Origin of the sequence: Amycolatopsis sp. GM8 (genome assembly GCF_021653975.1) — a bacterium.
Classification (GTDB): domain Bacteria; phylum Actinomycetota; class Actinomycetes; order Mycobacteriales; family Pseudonocardiaceae; genus Amycolatopsis_E.
In genome coordinates this window covers 805,181-820,670 of sequence record NZ_JAJKFK010000003.1, presented here as the reverse complement: position 1 = coordinate 820,670, position 15,490 = coordinate 805,181, and the positions used below count along the sequence as shown (strand labels likewise).

The 15,490-nt window shown below is 69.4% G+C and carries 17 protein-coding genes; 11 read left to right on the top strand and 6 right to left on the bottom strand.

Features of this window, described 5'->3' with window-relative positions; translation table 11 throughout:
• Positions 1–8 precede the first annotated feature (8 nt).
• Genes LOZ83_RS17250 through LOZ83_RS17220 form a run of 7 tightly spaced genes read left to right on the top strand, consistent with a single transcriptional unit; the run spans position 9 to position 5,355 of the window.
• Complete coding sequence (locus LOZ83_RS17250) at positions 9–848, top strand: alpha/beta fold hydrolase (protein WP_236791788.1); 840 nt, start codon at positions 9–11, stop codon at positions 846–848.
• A gap of 2 nt (positions 849–850) precedes the next feature.
• A complete protein-coding gene (locus tag LOZ83_RS17245) occupies positions 851–1,414 on the top strand; it encodes a carboxymuconolactone decarboxylase family protein (RefSeq protein ID WP_236791787.1) in 564 nt (187 codons plus the stop codon).
• The gene (locus LOZ83_RS17240; RefSeq protein ID WP_236791786.1) at positions 1,411–2,265 is read left to right on the top strand and encodes an SDR family NAD(P)-dependent oxidoreductase; all 855 of its coding nucleotides are present in this window, start codon (positions 1,411–1,413) and stop codon (positions 2,263–2,265) included. The genes LOZ83_RS17245 and LOZ83_RS17240 overlap by 4 nt, the downstream gene beginning before the upstream one ends.
• 21 nt (positions 2,266–2,286) lie before the next feature.
• Positions 2,287–3,078 (top strand): alpha/beta fold hydrolase, encoded by a 792-nt coding sequence (locus LOZ83_RS17235; protein ID WP_236791785.1) that lies wholly within the window; start codon positions 2,287–2,289, stop codon positions 3,076–3,078.
• Positions 3,075–4,286: an LLM class flavin-dependent oxidoreductase gene (locus LOZ83_RS17230; protein ID WP_236791784.1), complete on the top strand. Its 1,212-nt coding sequence runs from the start codon at positions 3,075–3,077 to the stop codon at positions 4,284–4,286. Before LOZ83_RS17235 ends, LOZ83_RS17230 begins: the two co-directional genes overlap by 4 nt.
• 27 nt (positions 4,287–4,313) lie before the next feature.
• Entirely contained in the window at positions 4,314–4,514 is a 201-nt protein-coding gene (locus tag LOZ83_RS17225; protein ID WP_236791783.1) for a tautomerase family protein, read from the top strand.
• Between the two features lie 25 nt (positions 4,515–4,539).
• Positions 4,540–5,355: an SDR family NAD(P)-dependent oxidoreductase gene (locus LOZ83_RS17220; protein WP_236791782.1), complete on the top strand. Its 816-nt coding sequence runs from the start codon at positions 4,540–4,542 to the stop codon at positions 5,353–5,355.
• A 10-nt stretch (positions 5,356–5,365) separates the two neighbouring features.
• On the opposite strand, the gene LOZ83_RS17215 is transcribed toward LOZ83_RS17220, so the two are convergent.
• Together LOZ83_RS17215 and LOZ83_RS17210 are read right to left on the bottom strand one after the other, a co-directional pair.
• On the bottom strand, positions 5,366–6,127 hold the full coding sequence (locus LOZ83_RS17215) for a FadR/GntR family transcriptional regulator (protein WP_236791781.1): 762 nt from the start codon (positions 6,125–6,127) through the stop codon (positions 5,366–5,368).
• Positions 6,128–6,222: 95 nt separating this feature from the next.
• Entirely contained in the window at positions 6,223–7,386 is a 1,164-nt protein-coding gene (locus LOZ83_RS17210; protein WP_236791780.1) for an acyl-CoA dehydrogenase family protein, read from the bottom strand.
• A gap of 45 nt (positions 7,387–7,431) precedes the next feature.
• On the opposite strand from LOZ83_RS17210, the gene LOZ83_RS17205 reads away from it, so the two are divergent.
• Entirely contained in the window at positions 7,432–8,445 is a 1,014-nt protein-coding gene (locus tag LOZ83_RS17205; RefSeq protein WP_236791779.1) for an asparaginase, read from the top strand.
• Here LOZ83_RS17205 and LOZ83_RS17200 read toward each other — a convergent pair.
• The 4 genes from LOZ83_RS17200 to LOZ83_RS17185 form a co-directional block, all read right to left on the bottom strand.
• Positions 8,415–9,566 carry a sulfotransferase gene (locus LOZ83_RS17200; RefSeq protein ID WP_236791778.1) on the bottom strand — a complete coding sequence of 384 codons (1,152 nt, stop codon included), beginning with the start codon at positions 9,564–9,566 and terminating at the stop codon, positions 8,415–8,417. The genes LOZ83_RS17205 and LOZ83_RS17200 overlap by 31 nt on opposite strands.
• Positions 9,563–10,339, bottom strand: a complete 777-nt coding sequence (locus LOZ83_RS17195; protein WP_236791777.1) for an SDR family oxidoreductase — start codon at positions 10,337–10,339, stop codon at positions 9,563–9,565. The genes LOZ83_RS17200 and LOZ83_RS17195 overlap by 4 nt, the downstream gene beginning before the upstream one ends.
• Positions 10,339–11,502 carry a hypothetical protein gene (locus tag LOZ83_RS17190; RefSeq protein ID WP_236791776.1) on the bottom strand — a complete coding sequence of 388 codons (1,164 nt, stop codon included), beginning with the start codon at positions 11,500–11,502 and terminating at the stop codon, positions 10,339–10,341. Before LOZ83_RS17190 ends, LOZ83_RS17195 begins: the two co-directional genes overlap by 1 nt.
• A gap of 204 nt (positions 11,503–11,706) precedes the next feature.
• Positions 11,707–12,186 carry a nuclear transport factor 2 family protein gene (locus LOZ83_RS17185; protein ID WP_236791775.1) on the bottom strand — a complete coding sequence of 160 codons (480 nt, stop codon included), beginning with the start codon at positions 12,184–12,186 and terminating at the stop codon, positions 11,707–11,709.
• 58 nt (positions 12,187–12,244) lie between these two features.
• Here LOZ83_RS17185 and cysD point away from each other — a divergent pair, with 58 nt between their 5' ends.
• From cysD to LOZ83_RS17170, 3 genes are read left to right on the top strand one after another with little or no spacing between them, the layout of a single operon-like run.
• Positions 12,245–13,156, top strand: a complete 912-nt coding sequence (cysD, locus tag LOZ83_RS17180) for a sulfate adenylyltransferase subunit CysD (protein ID WP_236791774.1) — start codon at positions 12,245–12,247, stop codon at positions 13,154–13,156.
• Between the two features lies 1 nt (position 13,157).
• Entirely contained in the window at positions 13,158–14,987 is a 1,830-nt protein-coding gene (gene cysC, locus LOZ83_RS17175) for an adenylyl-sulfate kinase (RefSeq protein ID WP_236791773.1), read from the top strand.
• 2 nt (positions 14,988–14,989) lie between these two features.
• On the top strand, positions 14,990–15,490 hold the full coding sequence (locus LOZ83_RS17170; protein WP_236792113.1) for a pyridoxamine 5'-phosphate oxidase family protein: 501 nt from the start codon (positions 14,990–14,992) through the stop codon (positions 15,488–15,490).

Below are 15,490 nucleotides of genomic sequence, written 5' to 3'. Positions count from 1 at the left end.
GACAACCCTTGCGGGACAACACGATTCAGGCAGGTTCGGTCGAGACCCACTACTGGGAGGTGACGCCGGAGCACCCGGAGGCGACCGTGGTGCTGGTGCACGACGGCGCGTTCGGTTCGGACGCGTACACGAGCTGGCACGAGATCATGGCGCGCCTCGGCGGCCGATACCGCGTGCTCGCACCGGATCTGCTCGGCTTCGGCGACACCGACAAGGTCGTCTACACCGACCGCTCGCCCTACGCGTTCCGGACCGCGCACCTCGCCGCGTTCTGCGCGGCGCTCGACATCAACGGCGCGCACTTCGTCGGCCATTCCTTCGGTGGTTCGCTGGTGCTGCGCGCGCTCGCCGCGTCGACGCTGCCCGTGCTGAGCGCGACGAGCATCTCCGGCAGCGGGGGACCGTGGCGGGTCAAGGAAGCGGTCGCCGAACTGGGCCGGTTCGACGGCACCGAGCAGGACCTGCGGCGGCTCACAGCGCTGATGGTCGACGACTATCCCGGGCTCGACGAGGTGCTGAAACTGCGCTATGCCAACACACTCAAGCCGGGACACGTGGAAGCGGTCCTGGCCGGGAAGCTCAAGCATCCCACCCGGACACCGCAACCGGCGCCGGATTCCTGGCCGGAGGCACTGAAATCCGTGTCCGTGCCTGTGCTGGTCATCGCCGGGGACCGTGACCCGCTGATGGCCGCGGGGTGGACGGAGCACCTCGCCGGGCTGTCCCCGGCGATCACCGTGCACCGCCTCGATGCCAAGCACGCGCCCAACATGGACCAGCCGGACACCGTGGCGGCGTTGCTGCTCAGCCATCTCGCGCGCACGCGCGAGCCGTCGGCGCGGAGTTGACGGTGGACGGTGCTCGACTGCCCCGGCTGGCTCCCGCTGACCTGGAGCCGGCGCAGGCGGAGCTGTATCAGACCATCGTCGGCGGGCCACGGCAGCAGCAGGCCCGGTTCTTCCCCGTCGCGGACGGCGACGGAGTCCTCAGTGGACCGTACCGGGCGATGTTGCTCAGCCCGGCGGTCGGCGCCGCGCTGGAACGGACCGGGGTCGCGGTGCGCTACCACTGCGCGCTCCCGGCGGTGGTGCGTGAACTGGCGATCCTGACCGTGGCCGTGCATACCGACTGCGCGACCGAGTGGCGTGCCCACGAAAACCTGGCCCGTGACTCTGGGGTGCCGGAAGAAACCATAGCCAGTCTGAAGACCGGAAAACCCGTGCTGCCGGACGAAACCGCTGAGGTGACGCACGCGTTCACGAGCGACCTGCTCACCGGAAACCGTGTCCCTGAGCCGGTTTTCGCGCGGGCCACCGAACTGTGGTCCCGCTCGGGCGTGTTCGAACTGGTGGCGACGATCGGCTACTACCAGACCATCGCGCATATCAACAACGCGTTCGAGGTCGGGGCATGAGCCGGTACCTCGACGGCCGGGCGATCATCGTCACGGGCGCGGGCCGCGGGCTCGGCCGTGCCTACGCCCGGCATGTGGCGGAATCCGGTGCCGCCGTGGTGGTCAACGACATCGACGCCGCGGCCGCCGAATCAGTGGTGGCCGAGATCGTGGCAGCTGGTGGGACCGCCGAGCCCGACACGCATTCGGTCACCGATCCCGCGGGCGCGGCCGAACTGGTCGAACGCTGCGTCTCCCGGTTCGGCACCCTGGACGGGCTGGTCAACAACGCCGGGCTCTTCCATCAGGCCATGCCCTGGGCCGAAGATCTCGCCCGCATCCACGCGCTGATCGAGGTGAACCTCCTCGGCACAGTCCACTGTGGACTGGCCGCGATCGCCCGGCTTCGGGAGCTGGGCAAGACGGGTGCGATCGTCAACGTGACCTCGGGGACCCACCTCGGGCATCCCGGCACGGCCGTGTACGGCGCCACCAAGGGCGCCGTCGCGTCGCTGACCTACGGCTGGGCGCTGGACCTGGCGCCGCTCGGCATCCGGGTCAACGCGATCTCCCCGCTCGCCGTCACGGACATGAAGTTGCCGCCCCACGACGGCCACGCCCAGCCGGCCGAGGTCGCGGCGGTGGTGACCTTTCTGCTCAGTGACGCCGCGCAGGGGATCACCGGGCAGATCGTGCGCCGGGCGCGCCGCGGCCTCGGCCTGCTGAACCACCCGGCCATCGGCGGCATGCTCGAGGCCGAACGCTGGGAGGTCGCCGATATCGAACGGGTCTTCCGCGCCGACCTGGGCCCGCTCGAACCCATCGGCTACGGCGAGCACCGGATGACGCCGGAGGCCTTGCCCGTTAAATAGGATTATGTTTAGTATGTTTAGGTGAGCGAGGGAGGAACCAACGTGACCGACCCGGACCGAGCCCGGCTCCTGTTCCTGCACGACGCGGATGTACTCCCCGGACCTGTCGGCGCGTTGGCCGGGCTGGCCGACTCGGTCGATCTCGAGGTGCCGCGCCACCCCGGTTTCGGTGAGCACGACGAACTGGCGCAAGACTGGGATTCGATCGCCGACGTCGCCCAGTACTACCTGCACGAACTCGAACTCCGCGGCGGACCGGCGCCGCATCTCGCCGGCGCGGGCCTCGGTGGCTGGATCGCCCTCGAGATGGCGGTGCGCGACCAGGCGCGGTTCGCGTCGCTGACCCTCGTCGCGCCCTACGGGGTCAAGCTGTTCGGCCGGATGGACCGGGAGTTCGCCGACATCCTGCTGCTCGACCCGGCGGAGGTGGTGGCGCTGGGCTGGGCGAATCCCGCCGCCTGCCACGGTTTGCGCATGCCGGGACTGCCCAAGGGGCTCGACGACGGCGAGTACGAGCGGGCATTCGAGGACCGCGCGACGATCGCGCGGCTGGCGTGGAAACCGTTCCTGCACGACCCGCGGTTGCGGCGCTGGCTGCACGTGCTCGACCTGCCGACGCTCGTCATCGCGGGCAGCCACGACCGGCTCGTCAAGCCGGAGCACAGCCGGGAGCTGGCCGGGCTGCTGCGGGGCGCGCGGTACGTGGAGTTTCCCGGCAGCGGGCACTATCCGTACCTCGAAACCCCGGACGAGTTCGCCGAAGCCGTCCTGTCCTTTGTGTCCGGACGGCAGACGATCGGAGCGACGCAGTGAAGCTGTTCCACTTCACCGAAATGCCGTATCCCTATGTGCCGCCGGAGGCCGAGGAAGCGCACCGGGGCCTGAAGTACTTCATTCCCAACAGGTTCTACGACCCGGTCCGCGGATACGAGCTGTACCAGCGCTATCTGGACGAGTACGAACTGGCCGACGAGCTCGGCTTCGACCTGATGGTCAACGAGCACCACCAGTCCGCCTCGACGCTGCACGTGTCCGCGACGCTGAGCGCGGCGACGGTGCTCAGCCGCACCCGCAACGGCCGGGTGCTCGTGCTCGGCACCCCGTTGCCACACCGGGAAAGCCCGGTCCGGGTCGCCGAGGAGATCGCGTTCCTCGACGCGATGAGCGCGGGCCGGATCAACTGCGGTTTCGTGCGCGGCGTGCAGGGCGAGACGTTCCCGTCCAACCAGAATCCCGTGCACAACATGGAGATGTTCACCGAGGCGCACGACCTCATCGTCGAGGCCTGGACCAATCACGATCTCTTTTCCTGGGAAGGCCGCCACTACCACTACCGGTACGTGGCGGTGTGGCCGCGGCCCTACCAGCAGCCGCACCCGCCGATCTGGGTCAGCGGCACCACCCGGCAACTGGTCGAGTGGACCGCGGCGCACGGCTACACGTTGTGCAACCTGCTCGGTACCTACCCCGACACCGCGAAGTCCTTCCGGCTGTACCGGCAGACCGCGATCGCGGCCGGGCAGCCGGAACCGGGGCCGGACAAGTTCGCCTACCTGGCGCTGTGTCACGTGGCGTCCTCCGAGGAGGAGGCGCGGCGGGTCGGCGAGCAGCTGACCTGGTACCTCAAGCAGGGCAGGCTGCGGCTCGGCGCCGCGAACCCGCCGGGCTACTCCTCGACCGCGGCCGCGGTGGCAGCGCTGCGCGGCAAGCTCGGCGAGGTGCGCCGGTACAGCTTCGAACGGCTCGTCGAGGAGGGCATCCTGCTCGTCGGCACGCCGGACACGGTCACCGCGCAACTGCGGCGGCTCTACGACGAAACCGGCGTGGGCAACGTGATCCTGATGAACCAGGCCGGTGAGATGACCAGCAACCAGGTGCGCGACAGCCTGAGCCTGCTGGCCCGCGAGGTGCTGCCGGCGGTCGCGCCGCTCGGGCGGCAGTGGCAGGACGAGGACACCCGCTGGCGGGTCGACCGCGACACCCAGCCGGTGGAGACGGTGCTCGCGAGCGCCCTTTCCTGAAAACCGTCAATCGAAGGGATGTGTGTGATGCCGAGGATCATCGTGCAGGCGATCGAAGGCCGGTCGGTGGAGCAGAAGCGGCACCTGGTGCGCGCGATCACCGACGGGGTGGTGGAAGCGTTCTCCGTCGCGCCCGAGACCGTGACCGTGGTCATCGAGGAGATCCGGCGGGAGAACATGGGCAAGGCCGGGGTACTGGCCGCTGACAAGGAAACCGCGTCCGCCTGACCTCGACCGTCCAGAAAGGACAGAAATGACCGACGACGTGGCTACCGCCGTCCAGACCGACGCGCTGGACCCGGGACTGCGTGGCGCCCGGGCCCTCGTGGTCGGGGTCGGACCGGGGATCGGGCTGGAATGCGCCCGGCTGCTGGGCGCGCTGGGCGCCCATGTCGGGTGTGTGGACCAGGACCCGGACCGGGCCGCGACCGCGGCCGCGGAACTGGCGCACCACCCGGGCGAGGCGGCGGCTCTGGTCGGTGACGTGCGCCGGCCGGACGAAGTCAGGCGGCTGGTCGGCGCGGCGCTCGACGCGTTCGGCGGGCTCGATGTCGTGATCAACGTGGTCGGTCACGGAGGCCCGGCGGCGACGGTGGCCGAGATGCCGGACGAGGTCTGGCACCAGATGCTGGACATCAACCTGCAGCAGCAGTTCCTCGTCGCGCGCGAAGTCCTGAAGCCGATGATGGCGCAGCGGCGGGGGAGCCTGGTGTTCATCTCCTCCGTCAACGGGCTGGGTTCGTCGCCGGTGCGGGCCGCCTACGGGGTGGCCAAGGCCGGTCTGGTGTCGCTGGCGCGGAGCCTGGCCATCGAGGGCGCGGAGTACGGGGTGCGGGTCAACACGGTGGCGCCCGGCCCGACGCGCACCCCGCGGCGGCAGCATCTCGCCGAGGGAGCGCTGGCGGAGCTGTACCGCGCGGAGATCCCGTTGGGGCGCTTGGCCGAACCTTACGAGGTGGCCCGCGCGGCGGCGTTCCTCGCGTCGGATCTGGCGGGCTACATCACCGGGCAGACCCTGGTGATCGACGGCGGCGCCAGCGTGAAGTACCCCGTGCCGGCCGGGAACTGACGCCGCGGCGTCACCACGCGCCGATGATCTCGGTGCGCAGTGCCGCGTAGCTGCGCTCGAAACCGGCCTTGAGCTCCACCATGTGCGCGCGCATCAGTTCCTCGGCGCGCGCCCCGTCCCCGTCGAAGATCGCTTGGGCGACGGCCTCGTGCTCCTTGCGGACCTCGCCCCAGCGAGCGGGCGGCTTCTCGGCCGCGATGACGCGCTCGGTGTAGATCTCCTTCAGCGCCCGGCCGAACAGGTCGAGCACGCCGTTGCCGGACATACCCGCGACCACGCCGTGGAAGTTCTGCACCACTTCGAGGTAGCGGGCCTGGTCGTGGGTCTCCAGGCCCTTGTGCTCGCCCATGCTCTTGGCGAGTTCGGCGAGCCGTTCCTCGTCACGCCGCTCGGCCGCGAGCCGCGCCATTATCGGTTCCATGATCAGCCGGGCCTCCACCAGTTCGGTGAACTCGGTGCGGCCCATCTGCAGGAACAACGTCATGGTCCGGCCGAAGTTGTACGCGTCCGCCGAGCCCACCGTGGCGCCGCCGCCACGCCCGGGCCGCACCCGCACGAGCCCGTTGTATTCGAGGATGCGCAGTGCTTCCCGGAGCGTCCCGCGCGCGACGCCGTACATCTGGAGCATCGGCACCTCGCTCGGCAGGCTCGCGCCGGCGGGCAGCCGCTGTGCGACGATGTCCTCGACAATCTGCCGGGCGACCAGCTCGGCCATCTTGGCCGACCGCTGGCGGAACCGGGGCGTGGCCCGCTGAGCACCGGTGTCGGACATCCCGTTTCCCCTTCGCCGACGACGTCATGCGCGCCGTGGAGCCAATTTTATGAGTATGTTTGGCCGCTTTAGCCACGATAGCAGCCGGGGCCGGGTCAGGACTTCCGCTGCCCCCGGAGCAGCCCGCCGCCGATGATGAGGCGCTGGATTTCGCTGGTGCCTTCATAGAGCCGGAGCAGGCGGACGTCGCGGTAGATGCGTTCGACGGGGACTTCGCGCATGTACCCGGTGCCGCCGTGCACCTGCACCGCCAGGTCGGCGACGCGGCCGGCCATCTCGGTGCAGAACAGCTTGGCCGCGGACGGGGCGATGCGCCGGTCGGCACCGGTGTCGTAGGCCGCGGCGGCGTAGCGCACGAGGGCGCGCCCGGCGGCGACACCGGTGTACTGGTCGGCGAGCATGGCCTGCACGAGCTGGTGGTCGCCGATCGGGACGCCGCCCTGGGTGTTCGCGGCGGCGTAGGCGACCGACTCGTCGAGCGCGCGCTGCGCGGACCCCACGGCCAGGGCGGCGATGTGCACGCGGCCGCGTGCGAGTGACGACATCGCGGCCCGGTAGCCGACCTCTTCGGCGCCGCCCACCAGCGCGGACGCCGGTACCCGCACGTCGTCGAAGTGCACGTCGGCCGTCCAGGCGCCTTCCTGCCCCATCTTCGCGTCCTTCGGCCCGACACCGACGCCCGCGGCGTCGGCGGGCACGAGGAACACGGCGATACCAGGGCTGTCTGTGGCGGCGTCGCGGGTGCGGGCGAACGCGATGAACAGGTCCGCGACCGGGGCGTTGGTGATGAAGCGTTTCTGCCCGTCGAGGACCCAGCCGTCGCCGTCCCGCCGGGCGCGAGTGCGCAGCCCGGCGGGATTCGACCCCGCGCCGGGTTCGGTCAGCGCGAACGAGGCCACCACGTCACCGGAGGCGATGCGCTCGAGCCACTGCTTCTTCTGTTCGTCGGTGCCGTAGTTGACCAGCACCTGCCCGGCGATGCCGTTGTTGGTGCCGAACATCGACCGCAGCGCCAGGGTGGTGTAGCCGAACTCCATCGCCAGTTCGACGTCTTGACGCAGGTCGAGCCCCAGCCCGCCCCACTCGGCCGGGATGGCGTACCCGAACAGCCCCATCTCCGCCGCGGCGGCGCGCAGATCGTCCGGGATCCGGTCCGCGGCCATGATCTCGTTCTCGCGCGGCACCACGTCGTCCCGGATGAAGCGCCGGACCTGGGCGAGGATGTCCGCGAAGTCGTCGTCACCGACCCGTTCACTCATGGCCACCGATCTTCGACCTTATGCTGACACGTGTCCAACGCACCGATGACGAAGGGACGCCTGGTGGGCAAGGTCGTGGTGCTGTCGACGGGCGGCACGATCGCCTCGCGCGCGAACGAGCGGGGCGCGAGTGTCGCCAGCGACGAGGTGAGTGCGCTGCTGCGGCGCCTGCCGTTCGAGGCCGGCGTGCCGGTCGAGGGCCGCGACGTGCTGCGGCTCGGCAGCTACCTGCTCACCCCGGCCGACATGGCGGGCATCGCCCGGGAGATCCGCCGCGCCCTCGACGACCCGGACGTGCTCGGCGTCGCCGTCACGCACGGCACCGACACCATGGAAGAAAGCGCTTTCCTGGCCGATCTCGTCCACGACGACCCGCGCCCGGTCGTGTTCACCGGCGCGCAACGCCCGGCCGACGCGACCGACACCGACGGCCCCCGCAACCTCGCCGACGCCATCACCGTGGCGGCCGATGAGCGCGCCCACGGCCGGGGCGTGCTCATCGTGTTCGACGGTGCGGTGTTCGCCGCTCGCGGCACCCGTAAGACGCAAACCCTTGCCGCGGCGGCGTTTTCCAGCCCGGACCACGGTCCGATCGGCCAGGTTCGGGAGGGCAGCCTCGTCTTCACCGGCGCACCCGAGCGGCCGCCGCGGATCGAACTGTCCGAAATGGACGCCCGGGTGGACATCGTCGCGCTGTACCCGGGCGCGGACACCACCGCGCTGGACGCCGTCGTCGTGGCCGGCGCCGCCGGGATCGTCCTGGAGGCCACCGGCGCCGGGAACGCCAACCCGCCGATCCGGGACGCCGTCGCCCGGCTCACCGAGGCCGGGATCGTCTTCGCCCTGTCCACCCGCGTGCACGCCGGGCCCGTCGCCGGTCTCTACGGCAACGGCGGCGGCCGGGATCTCGTCGAGGCGGGCGCCATCCCGGCCGGGCTGCTGCGCCCCTCACAGGCCCGCATCCTGCTGACCGCGCTGCTGTCGGCCGATCCGGTGAGCGCCCCCGAGGAGTTCGCCCGGCACACCGGTCACGCCACCCGAGTGTGGGCTTCCCGGTAGCGCGCGAACCGTTCGTCGACCTGCTCGGCGACCAGACCGAAGTCTTCCAGCGCATACCGGTGGCCGGGCCGGGAAGCGCTTTCACGGCTCAGTGCCGTCATCGCGGAGCGGGCCTCGTCGCCCAGCGGCAGGCCGAAATGCCGGTAGATCGACTCGACCGTGCCGATCGGGTCGGCGACGAAACCCTCGTAGTACACGTCGCAGAACTGTGCCTGGTCGTACCGAGCGCGATCGGCAAGGAACGTTTCCGCGCCGCGTGCCCACAACTCCAGCTGCGCCCGACCCACCACCGAACCCCGGAATGCCGTGGACCAGCCCTCCGATGCCTGCTCGTTCAGGCTGCACACCGACGCGATGATCGTCCGCGGCGCGCGATGGGTCTGGATCACCAGCGCGTCCGGGTAGACCGCCAGCAACGCGTCGAGCGCGAACAGGTGGCTCGGATTTTTCAGCACCCACCGCTTGTCCTTGTCCGGCAAGCCGATCAGCCGCAGGTTGCGCCGGTGCCGGGCGTAGGCGTCCGTCCAGTCCTGCCGGCTCAGCCAGGCCGAATACGTTGGCAGGTGAGCAAGGCATTCGTACGAGATCGACTTCACCGTCTGCCGCAACAGCTGCCAGCACTCTTCGACCTGGTCCGCCGACATCTCGTGCGCGCCCAGGAACTCCGGGTGCGCCACGTGATGCTGCTCGTACCCGGCCTGGATCCGTTGGAACACCGGGTTTTCCGCCCAGGTCGCGCGCGGCGGGCGCGGCTGCGGCACCTCGGTGAGCCACACTTCCAGCCCCTGATGTGCGGGGTCCGCCGTGAGCAGCCGGTGCAACGCCGTGGTGCCGGTGCGCGGGAGCCCGGTGACGAAGATCGGACGCTCGATCGGCACGTCGGCGTACTCGGGATGCTGCTTCCACGACGCTTCGCTGAGCAGCCGGGCGACCAGCGCGCCGCGCAGGAACGCGCGCTTGACGCGGCGCCCGTACGGCGTCAGCGCGGCATCCCGCTCGTAGGACTCCAACAGCACGGCCAGGCCCTCGCGGTAGTCCTCCGCGCCGAAGTCGTCCAGACCGGTGAACCGGGTGGCGGACTCGTGCAGATCCTGGACCGTACCAACGTTTTCCCGTGTCATGTGTGGTACTCCCCGCAGTTGACGTCCAGGCAGTGCCCGGTGATCGCGCGCGCCAGGTCCGAGAGCAGGAACACCACGGCATCGGCGATCTCGTCCGGCTCCGGCAGCTTCCGCAGGTCGATCGTCGCTGCCGTCTCCTCGTAGACCTGTTCCGGCGTGATATCCCGTTTCCGCGCCAGATAAGCGAAGTAGAACTTCAGGTTGTCGCCCCAGATGTAGCCGGGCGCGACCGAGTTGACGCGGATCCCGCGCGGGCCCAGCTCGGTCGAAAGCACCTGGGTGGCCGCGAGCAGGCTCGCCTTGGTCATCTTGTACGGACCGAACCCGCGCCGCGAATGCCGCAGCACCGCGGAGTTGATCATTACCGCCGAACCGCGGGTCTTCTCCAGTTCTCCGGCGAACAACCGGGCCAGCCGGATCGCCGCGTACACATTGGTCTCGAACGACTCGCGCACCGGATCGAGGTCCACTTTGGTCAGCTCGGAGATCGGCGGCATCGCGAACGCGTTGTTCACCACGGCGTCGACCCGCCCAAAGGCGTCCACAGTGGAACTGACGAGTGCGGCGGCCGCGTCCTCGTCGGTGACGTCGGTCGGTACGGCGACCGCCCGGCGGCCCAGTTCCGCGATCTCCTTCGTGACCTCGGTGAGCCGCGCCTCGGTGCGGGCGGCCAGCACGACATCGGCACCCGCACGGGCGCACTGTAGGGCGATCGCGCGGCCGAGGCCGCTGCCGATGCCCGACACCACGACGACCTTGTCCCGGAGCAGCATCAGCCGAGCATCCTTGTGGCTACGGCGGCCTGGCGGCCCGCGATCCGGTCGGCGAACTCGCCCGGCGTGATCTTCGCGTTGTCATAGAACGGAAGTTTCCCAGCGAGATCGTCCACTTTGATCACTTCGAACTCGGGTCCGTCGGCGGGGGTGAGGTCCCGTGACAGCTGCTGCCAGCGCAGTTGGATGTACCCGCGAGTGTGCCCGGTGCGCTCCAGCCAGTTCGCGACACCGGGGTCGCGCTCGCTGATCACGAACCGGATCTTGCCGTCCGGGTCGGTGCGCGCCTGGTCGGCGGTGAGGCTGGTCTGGTGGTTGAGGTAGTCCAGCGAGATGTACCACCTGCTGCCGAGCTGGATGCCCTGGTACGGCGCGTCGGACTTCGGCACGGTCACCACCATCGCCTCGTCGTCCGCCAGGTCGTAGTGGCCGGCCGAGGAGAACTGGGTGCTCAGACCGCCGGGCGTGGCCCGCGGCTCGGTCAGCGTGTTCACCGGCAGGTCCAGGTAGAACCATTTCGGGAAGGCGAGGAAGGTCCGTAGCCGCGAAAGCAGGATCTTGCCCGCGACGCCGTACCGTTTCTCCATCAGGTCACGGGTCGGCGGGGGTGGCGCTTGCCCGGAGCCGTCCGCGCGCCGGATCCGGATCGTCCCGCGCTGCTCGCGTGCCCAGTCGCTGTACACCTCGCGCACGACGAGCATCGCCGAGCCCGCGCCGAGCGTGAAGTAGCCCGGGCGGGAGTTCCCTGGCCCGAACCGGATCTCGTAGCTGCCGTCGTCCGCGATGTCGATCTGCCGGTCGTCGAACGCGGTGAGGCTGTCGGGCACGTCGACGGGGGAGTAGTCGCCGTTGAGGACCTGGAAGCTCAGGTCGCGCGTGGTGCCTCGGGTGCCGGTGACGACGTACTCGGCGTCCTCGCGCAGGTACGAGTGGAAATACAGGGTGTCGGGATTGTCGAGCCCCATCTTCGTGTACGGCCCGGTCGCCTGCACGAAGAACGGAAAGTCGCGCTCGTACGCCCACGCCATCTGCAGCGATGCGCGGATGCTGCCGGCGAGATAGTCGTAACCCTCGACGAGATCGAGTTCGCTCTGTATGTGCGGGGCCCCGGTGATGATCTTCTCGGCCTCGCCGACCGCCGCGGCGAACTTGTCGGTGAGCATCGCGCCCTTCCTACAGGTGTTCTTCGAAGCGGCGGAGCCGCTTGCCGTGGACCGTCAGCTTGCGTCGCCGCGGGCTCTGAGGTGGTTCCTCGCGAGGACAGCGCCGACGTAGTGAATTGGCATTCATGAGGAGGCGATCCCGGAGCGAGGGGCCGCCTCAGGTTCCGCCACCCGCACCGCCACGCAAATCACCCTCAATCTGTGTTAGAACGCGTTCTCGGCCCAGCGGTTCGCGGTGAACCGGAGGCTCGGCAGGTCCTTGAGTGGCAGCATGAACTCGTACGTGCGGGTGTAGCCGGTGTGGGTGATGCGCCAGCGCCCGTCCTCGCAGCGGCGGTAGCGGTCTTCGTACACCGCGGCGCCTTTGATCACGACCTGGTGCTCGGTGGCGATGACGGTGTCCTCGAACGGCCAGGTCCCGGTCGCGGTGTCACCGTCGATGTCGATCTCGGGCTGTACCGCGAAATGTGTGGTGATGATGGCGCCGCCGAGCTTGTCGCGCAGGAAGTCGGTGATCGCTTCGCGGCCGTCGAGCGTGATGGGCTCGCCGTAGGTCGGGGTGCCGTAACTGGCGGTGGCCTCCGGCGCGAGCGTGTCCGCGACCTCGTCCCAGCGCTTGAGGTCGACGCAGCGGAGATACCGGTGCTTCACCCGTTTGATGTCTTCGAGCGCGACGAGGTCCATGCAGCTCAGCATGGACCGGGGATTGACCGAAAGCAAGAACGTGTTCTAATTTTTCCGCATGACCAGCACGTACGAGCTGTCTCACCTCGACGCCCTCGAGGCCGAGTCGGTGCACGTGTTCCGCGAGGTGGCGGCGACGTTCGAGCGGCCCGTGCTGCTGTTCTCCGGCGGCAAGGACTCGGTCGTCCTGCTGCACCTGGCGATCAAGGCGTTCTGGCCGGCGCCGCCGCCGTTCGGAGTGTCGCATGTGGACACCGGGCACAACTTCGACGAGGTGCTCGAATTCCGGGACCGGACGGTGGAAAAGCTCGGGGTGCGGCTGCTGGTCGGCCGCGTGCAGGACGATATCGACGCCGGACGGGTCGTCGAAGAGACCGGGCCGCGCGCCTCGCGCAACCGGCTGCAGACTGCCACGCTCCTGAGAGTCATCCGGGAAAACGCTTTCGACGCGGTTTTCGGCGGTGCCCGGCGCGACGAGGAAAAAGCGCGGGCTAAGGAACGGGTCTTCAGTTTCCGTGACGAGTTCGGGCAATGGGACCCGCGTAACCAGCGGCCGGAACTGTGGAATCTCTACAACGGCCGGCACCGCAAAGGCGAGCATATCCGCGTGTTCCCGTTGTCGAACTGGACCGAGCTGGACGTCTGGTCGTATATCGCGGCCGAGGAAATCGAGCTGCCTTCGATCTACTACGCGCACCGGCGTGAGGTCGTGCAGCGGGACGGGATGCTGCTCGCCCGCACCCGGCACCTGACCCTGCTGGACGGCGAACATCCTTACGAGGCAACGGTTCGTTTCCGCACCGTCGGTGACGCGACCTGCACCGGTTGCGTCGAGTCGACGGCGGCCACCCCCGCCGAGGTGGTCGCCGAGATCGCCGCGACCCGGATCACCGAGCGCGGCGCGACCCGGGCCGACGACCGGATCTCCGAGGCGGGCATGGAAGACCGCAAGAAGGAAGGCTATTTCTGAAATGGCCCAGGAACTGCTCCGGCTCGCCACGGCGGGCAGCGTCGACGACGGCAAGTCCACCCTGATCGGCCGCCTTCTCTTCGATTCCAAGACGTTGTTCACCGACCAGCTCGCCGCCGTGGAACGTGCCAGCCGCGACCGCGGCGAGGAATATCCCAATCTCGCCTTGCTCACCGACGGGCTGCGCGCGGAACGCGAACAGGGCATCACCATCGACGTCGCGCACCGGTATTTCGCCACCCCGCGCCGGAAATTCATCATCGCCGACACGCCCGGCCATATCCAGTACACCCGCAATATGGTTACCGGTGCCTCGACGGCCGATCTCGCGCTCGTGCTCGTCGACGCTCGCAAAGGTGTGCTCGAACAATCGCGCCGGCACGCCTTTCTCGCGAGCCTGCTGCGCATTCCGCACCTCGTATTGTGCGTGAACAAGATGGACCTCGTCGACTGGTCGCGGGAACGGTTCGAGGAGATCCGCGAGGACTTCCGCCGGTTCGCGATGAAACTCGACGTGCCGGACCTGACGTTCGTGCCGGTTTCCGCGCTGCACGGCGACAACGTCGTGCACCGCGGCGCGAGCATGCCGTGGTACGAAGGCGCGCCGTTGCTGCACCATCTCGAAGAGGTGCATGTCGCCTCCGACCGCAACCTGATCGACGCCCGGTTCCCGGTGCAGTACGTGATCCGCCAACAAAACCGGGACTTCCGCGGTTACGCGGGCACGGTTTCCGGTGGCGTGTTCAAGCCCGGCGACGAGGTTCTCGTGCTGCCGTCCGGATTCCGTTCGAGTGTCCGGGCGATCTGGGGCCCCGGCGGGAAAGCGATCACCGAGGCGTTCGCCCCGCAGGCGGTCACGGTCGAGCTGGCCGACGAACTCGACGTCGCGCGCGGGGACCTGATCTGCCGACCGGGCAACCGCCCGCACACCGGCCAGGACCTCGACGCGATGGTCTGCTGGTTCGCCGACCGCTCGGCGCTCAGCCCCGGCGCGACCTACACGATGCGGCACACCACGCGCGCGACCACGGTCGAGGTCCGCTCGCTCGAATACCGGCTCGACGTCACTACGCTGCACCGCGACGAGTCCGCGAACTCCCTGGCGCTCAACGAGATCGGCCGGGTCCAGCTGCGCACCCGGCAGCCGGTGCTGTTCGACCCGTACCGCCGCAACCGCGCGACCGGCGGCTTCGTCCTCGTCGACGACACCACGAACAACACCGTCGCGGCCGGGATGATCACCGGCGCGGCGACGCGCGTCGTCTGGCACGCCGCCACCGTGACGCGCGACGAGCGGCCGACGCGCGGGCTGACGGTGTGGCTGACCGGGCTCTCGGCCTCGGGCAAGTCGACCGTCGCCGCCGAGCTGGAACGCCTGCTCATCACCGCCGGGCGGCCCGCGTACCTGCTCGACGGGGACAACCTGCGGCACGGGCTCAACGCCGACCTCGGGTTCAGGCCTGAGGACCGGGCCGAGAACGTGCGCCGGGTGGCGGCCGTCGCCCAGCTGTTTGCCGACGCCGGGACCGTGGCGATAGTGTCGTTGATCAGTCCCTATCGCGCGGACCGGGCGAAGGCCAGGGCCGCGCATTCCGACGCCGGACTGTCCTTTGTGGAGGTTTTCGTGGACACCCCGCTGGCGGTGTGCGAGGCGCGTGACCCGAAGGGCATGTACGCGCGCGCCCGGGCCGGCGAGATCCGCGGCTTCACGGGGATCGACGACCCGTACGAGGCGCCCGCCGCGCCGGAAGTCGTGCTCCGCCCCGGCGACGGCGACCCCGCCACGATGGCCGCGACGATCCTGGCCATCCTGAACCTCCTGGACCGGTGACCATGGGTGAGAACCAGCGCGCGCAGATCCGCATGACCGACGACGAGATCGCGCGGTTCGTGACGCGCAGCCGGGTCGCGACGATGGCGACCCTCGGGCCGGACGGGATGCCGCATCTCGTCGCGATGTGGTACGCCGTGGTGGACGGGCAGATCTGGTTCGAGACGAAGGCCAAGTCGCAGAAGGCGGTCAACCTCCGCCGCGACGACCGGATCACCGTGCTGATCGAGGACGGGCAAACCTACGACAAGCTGCGCGGGGTCTCGATCGAGGGCCAGGCGGTGATCAGCGACGATCCCGGCGAGACCTGGCGCGTCGGCGTCAGCGTGTGGGAGCGCTACACCGGCCCGTACACCGACGAGGTGAAGCCGGCCGTCGAGGCGATGATGAACAAGCGCGTCGCGATCCGCGTCGACCCGAAGCGGGTGCGCTCGTGGGACCACCGGAAGCTCGGCCTGCCCGAGATCCCGCTCGCCGGCACGACCGCGGAGTTCCTCGGCTGA

Coding starts and splice junctions, on each gene's coding strand:
- LOZ83_RS17240 (WP_236791786.1), top strand. CDS start 1,411: ATGAGCCGGTACCTCGACGGCCGGGCGATCATCGTCACGGGCGCGGGC.
- LOZ83_RS17225 (WP_236791783.1), top strand. CDS start 4,314: ATGCCGAGGATCATCGTGCAGGCGATCGAAGGCCGGTCGGTGGAGCAG.
- LOZ83_RS17220 (WP_236791782.1), top strand. CDS start 4,540: ATGACCGACGACGTGGCTACCGCCGTCCAGACCGACGCGCTGGACCCG.
- LOZ83_RS17215 (WP_236791781.1), bottom strand. CDS start 6,127: ATGTCCGACACCGGTGCTCAGCGGGCCACGCCCCGGTTCCGCCAGCGG.
- LOZ83_RS17210 (WP_236791780.1), bottom strand. CDS start 7,386: ATGAGTGAACGGGTCGGTGACGACGACTTCGCGGACATCCTCGCCCAG.
- LOZ83_RS17205 (WP_236791779.1), top strand. CDS start 7,432: ATGACGAAGGGACGCCTGGTGGGCAAGGTCGTGGTGCTGTCGACGGGC.
- LOZ83_RS17200 (WP_236791778.1), bottom strand. CDS start 9,566: ATGACACGGGAAAACGTTGGTACGGTCCAGGATCTGCACGAGTCCGCC.
- LOZ83_RS17195 (WP_236791777.1), bottom strand. CDS start 10,339: ATGCTGCTCCGGGACAAGGTCGTCGTGGTGTCGGGCATCGGCAGCGGC.
- LOZ83_RS17190 (WP_236791776.1), bottom strand. CDS start 11,502: ATGCTCACCGACAAGTTCGCCGCGGCGGTCGGCGAGGCCGAGAAGATC.
- LOZ83_RS17185 (WP_236791775.1), bottom strand. CDS start 12,186: ATGGACCTCGTCGCGCTCGAAGACATCAAACGGGTGAAGCACCGGTAT.
- cysD (WP_236791774.1), top strand. CDS start 12,245: ATGACCAGCACGTACGAGCTGTCTCACCTCGACGCCCTCGAGGCCGAG.
- cysC (WP_236791773.1), top strand. CDS start 13,158: ATGGCCCAGGAACTGCTCCGGCTCGCCACGGCGGGCAGCGTCGACGAC.
- LOZ83_RS17170 (WP_236792113.1), top strand. CDS start 14,990: ATGGGTGAGAACCAGCGCGCGCAGATCCGCATGACCGACGACGAGATC.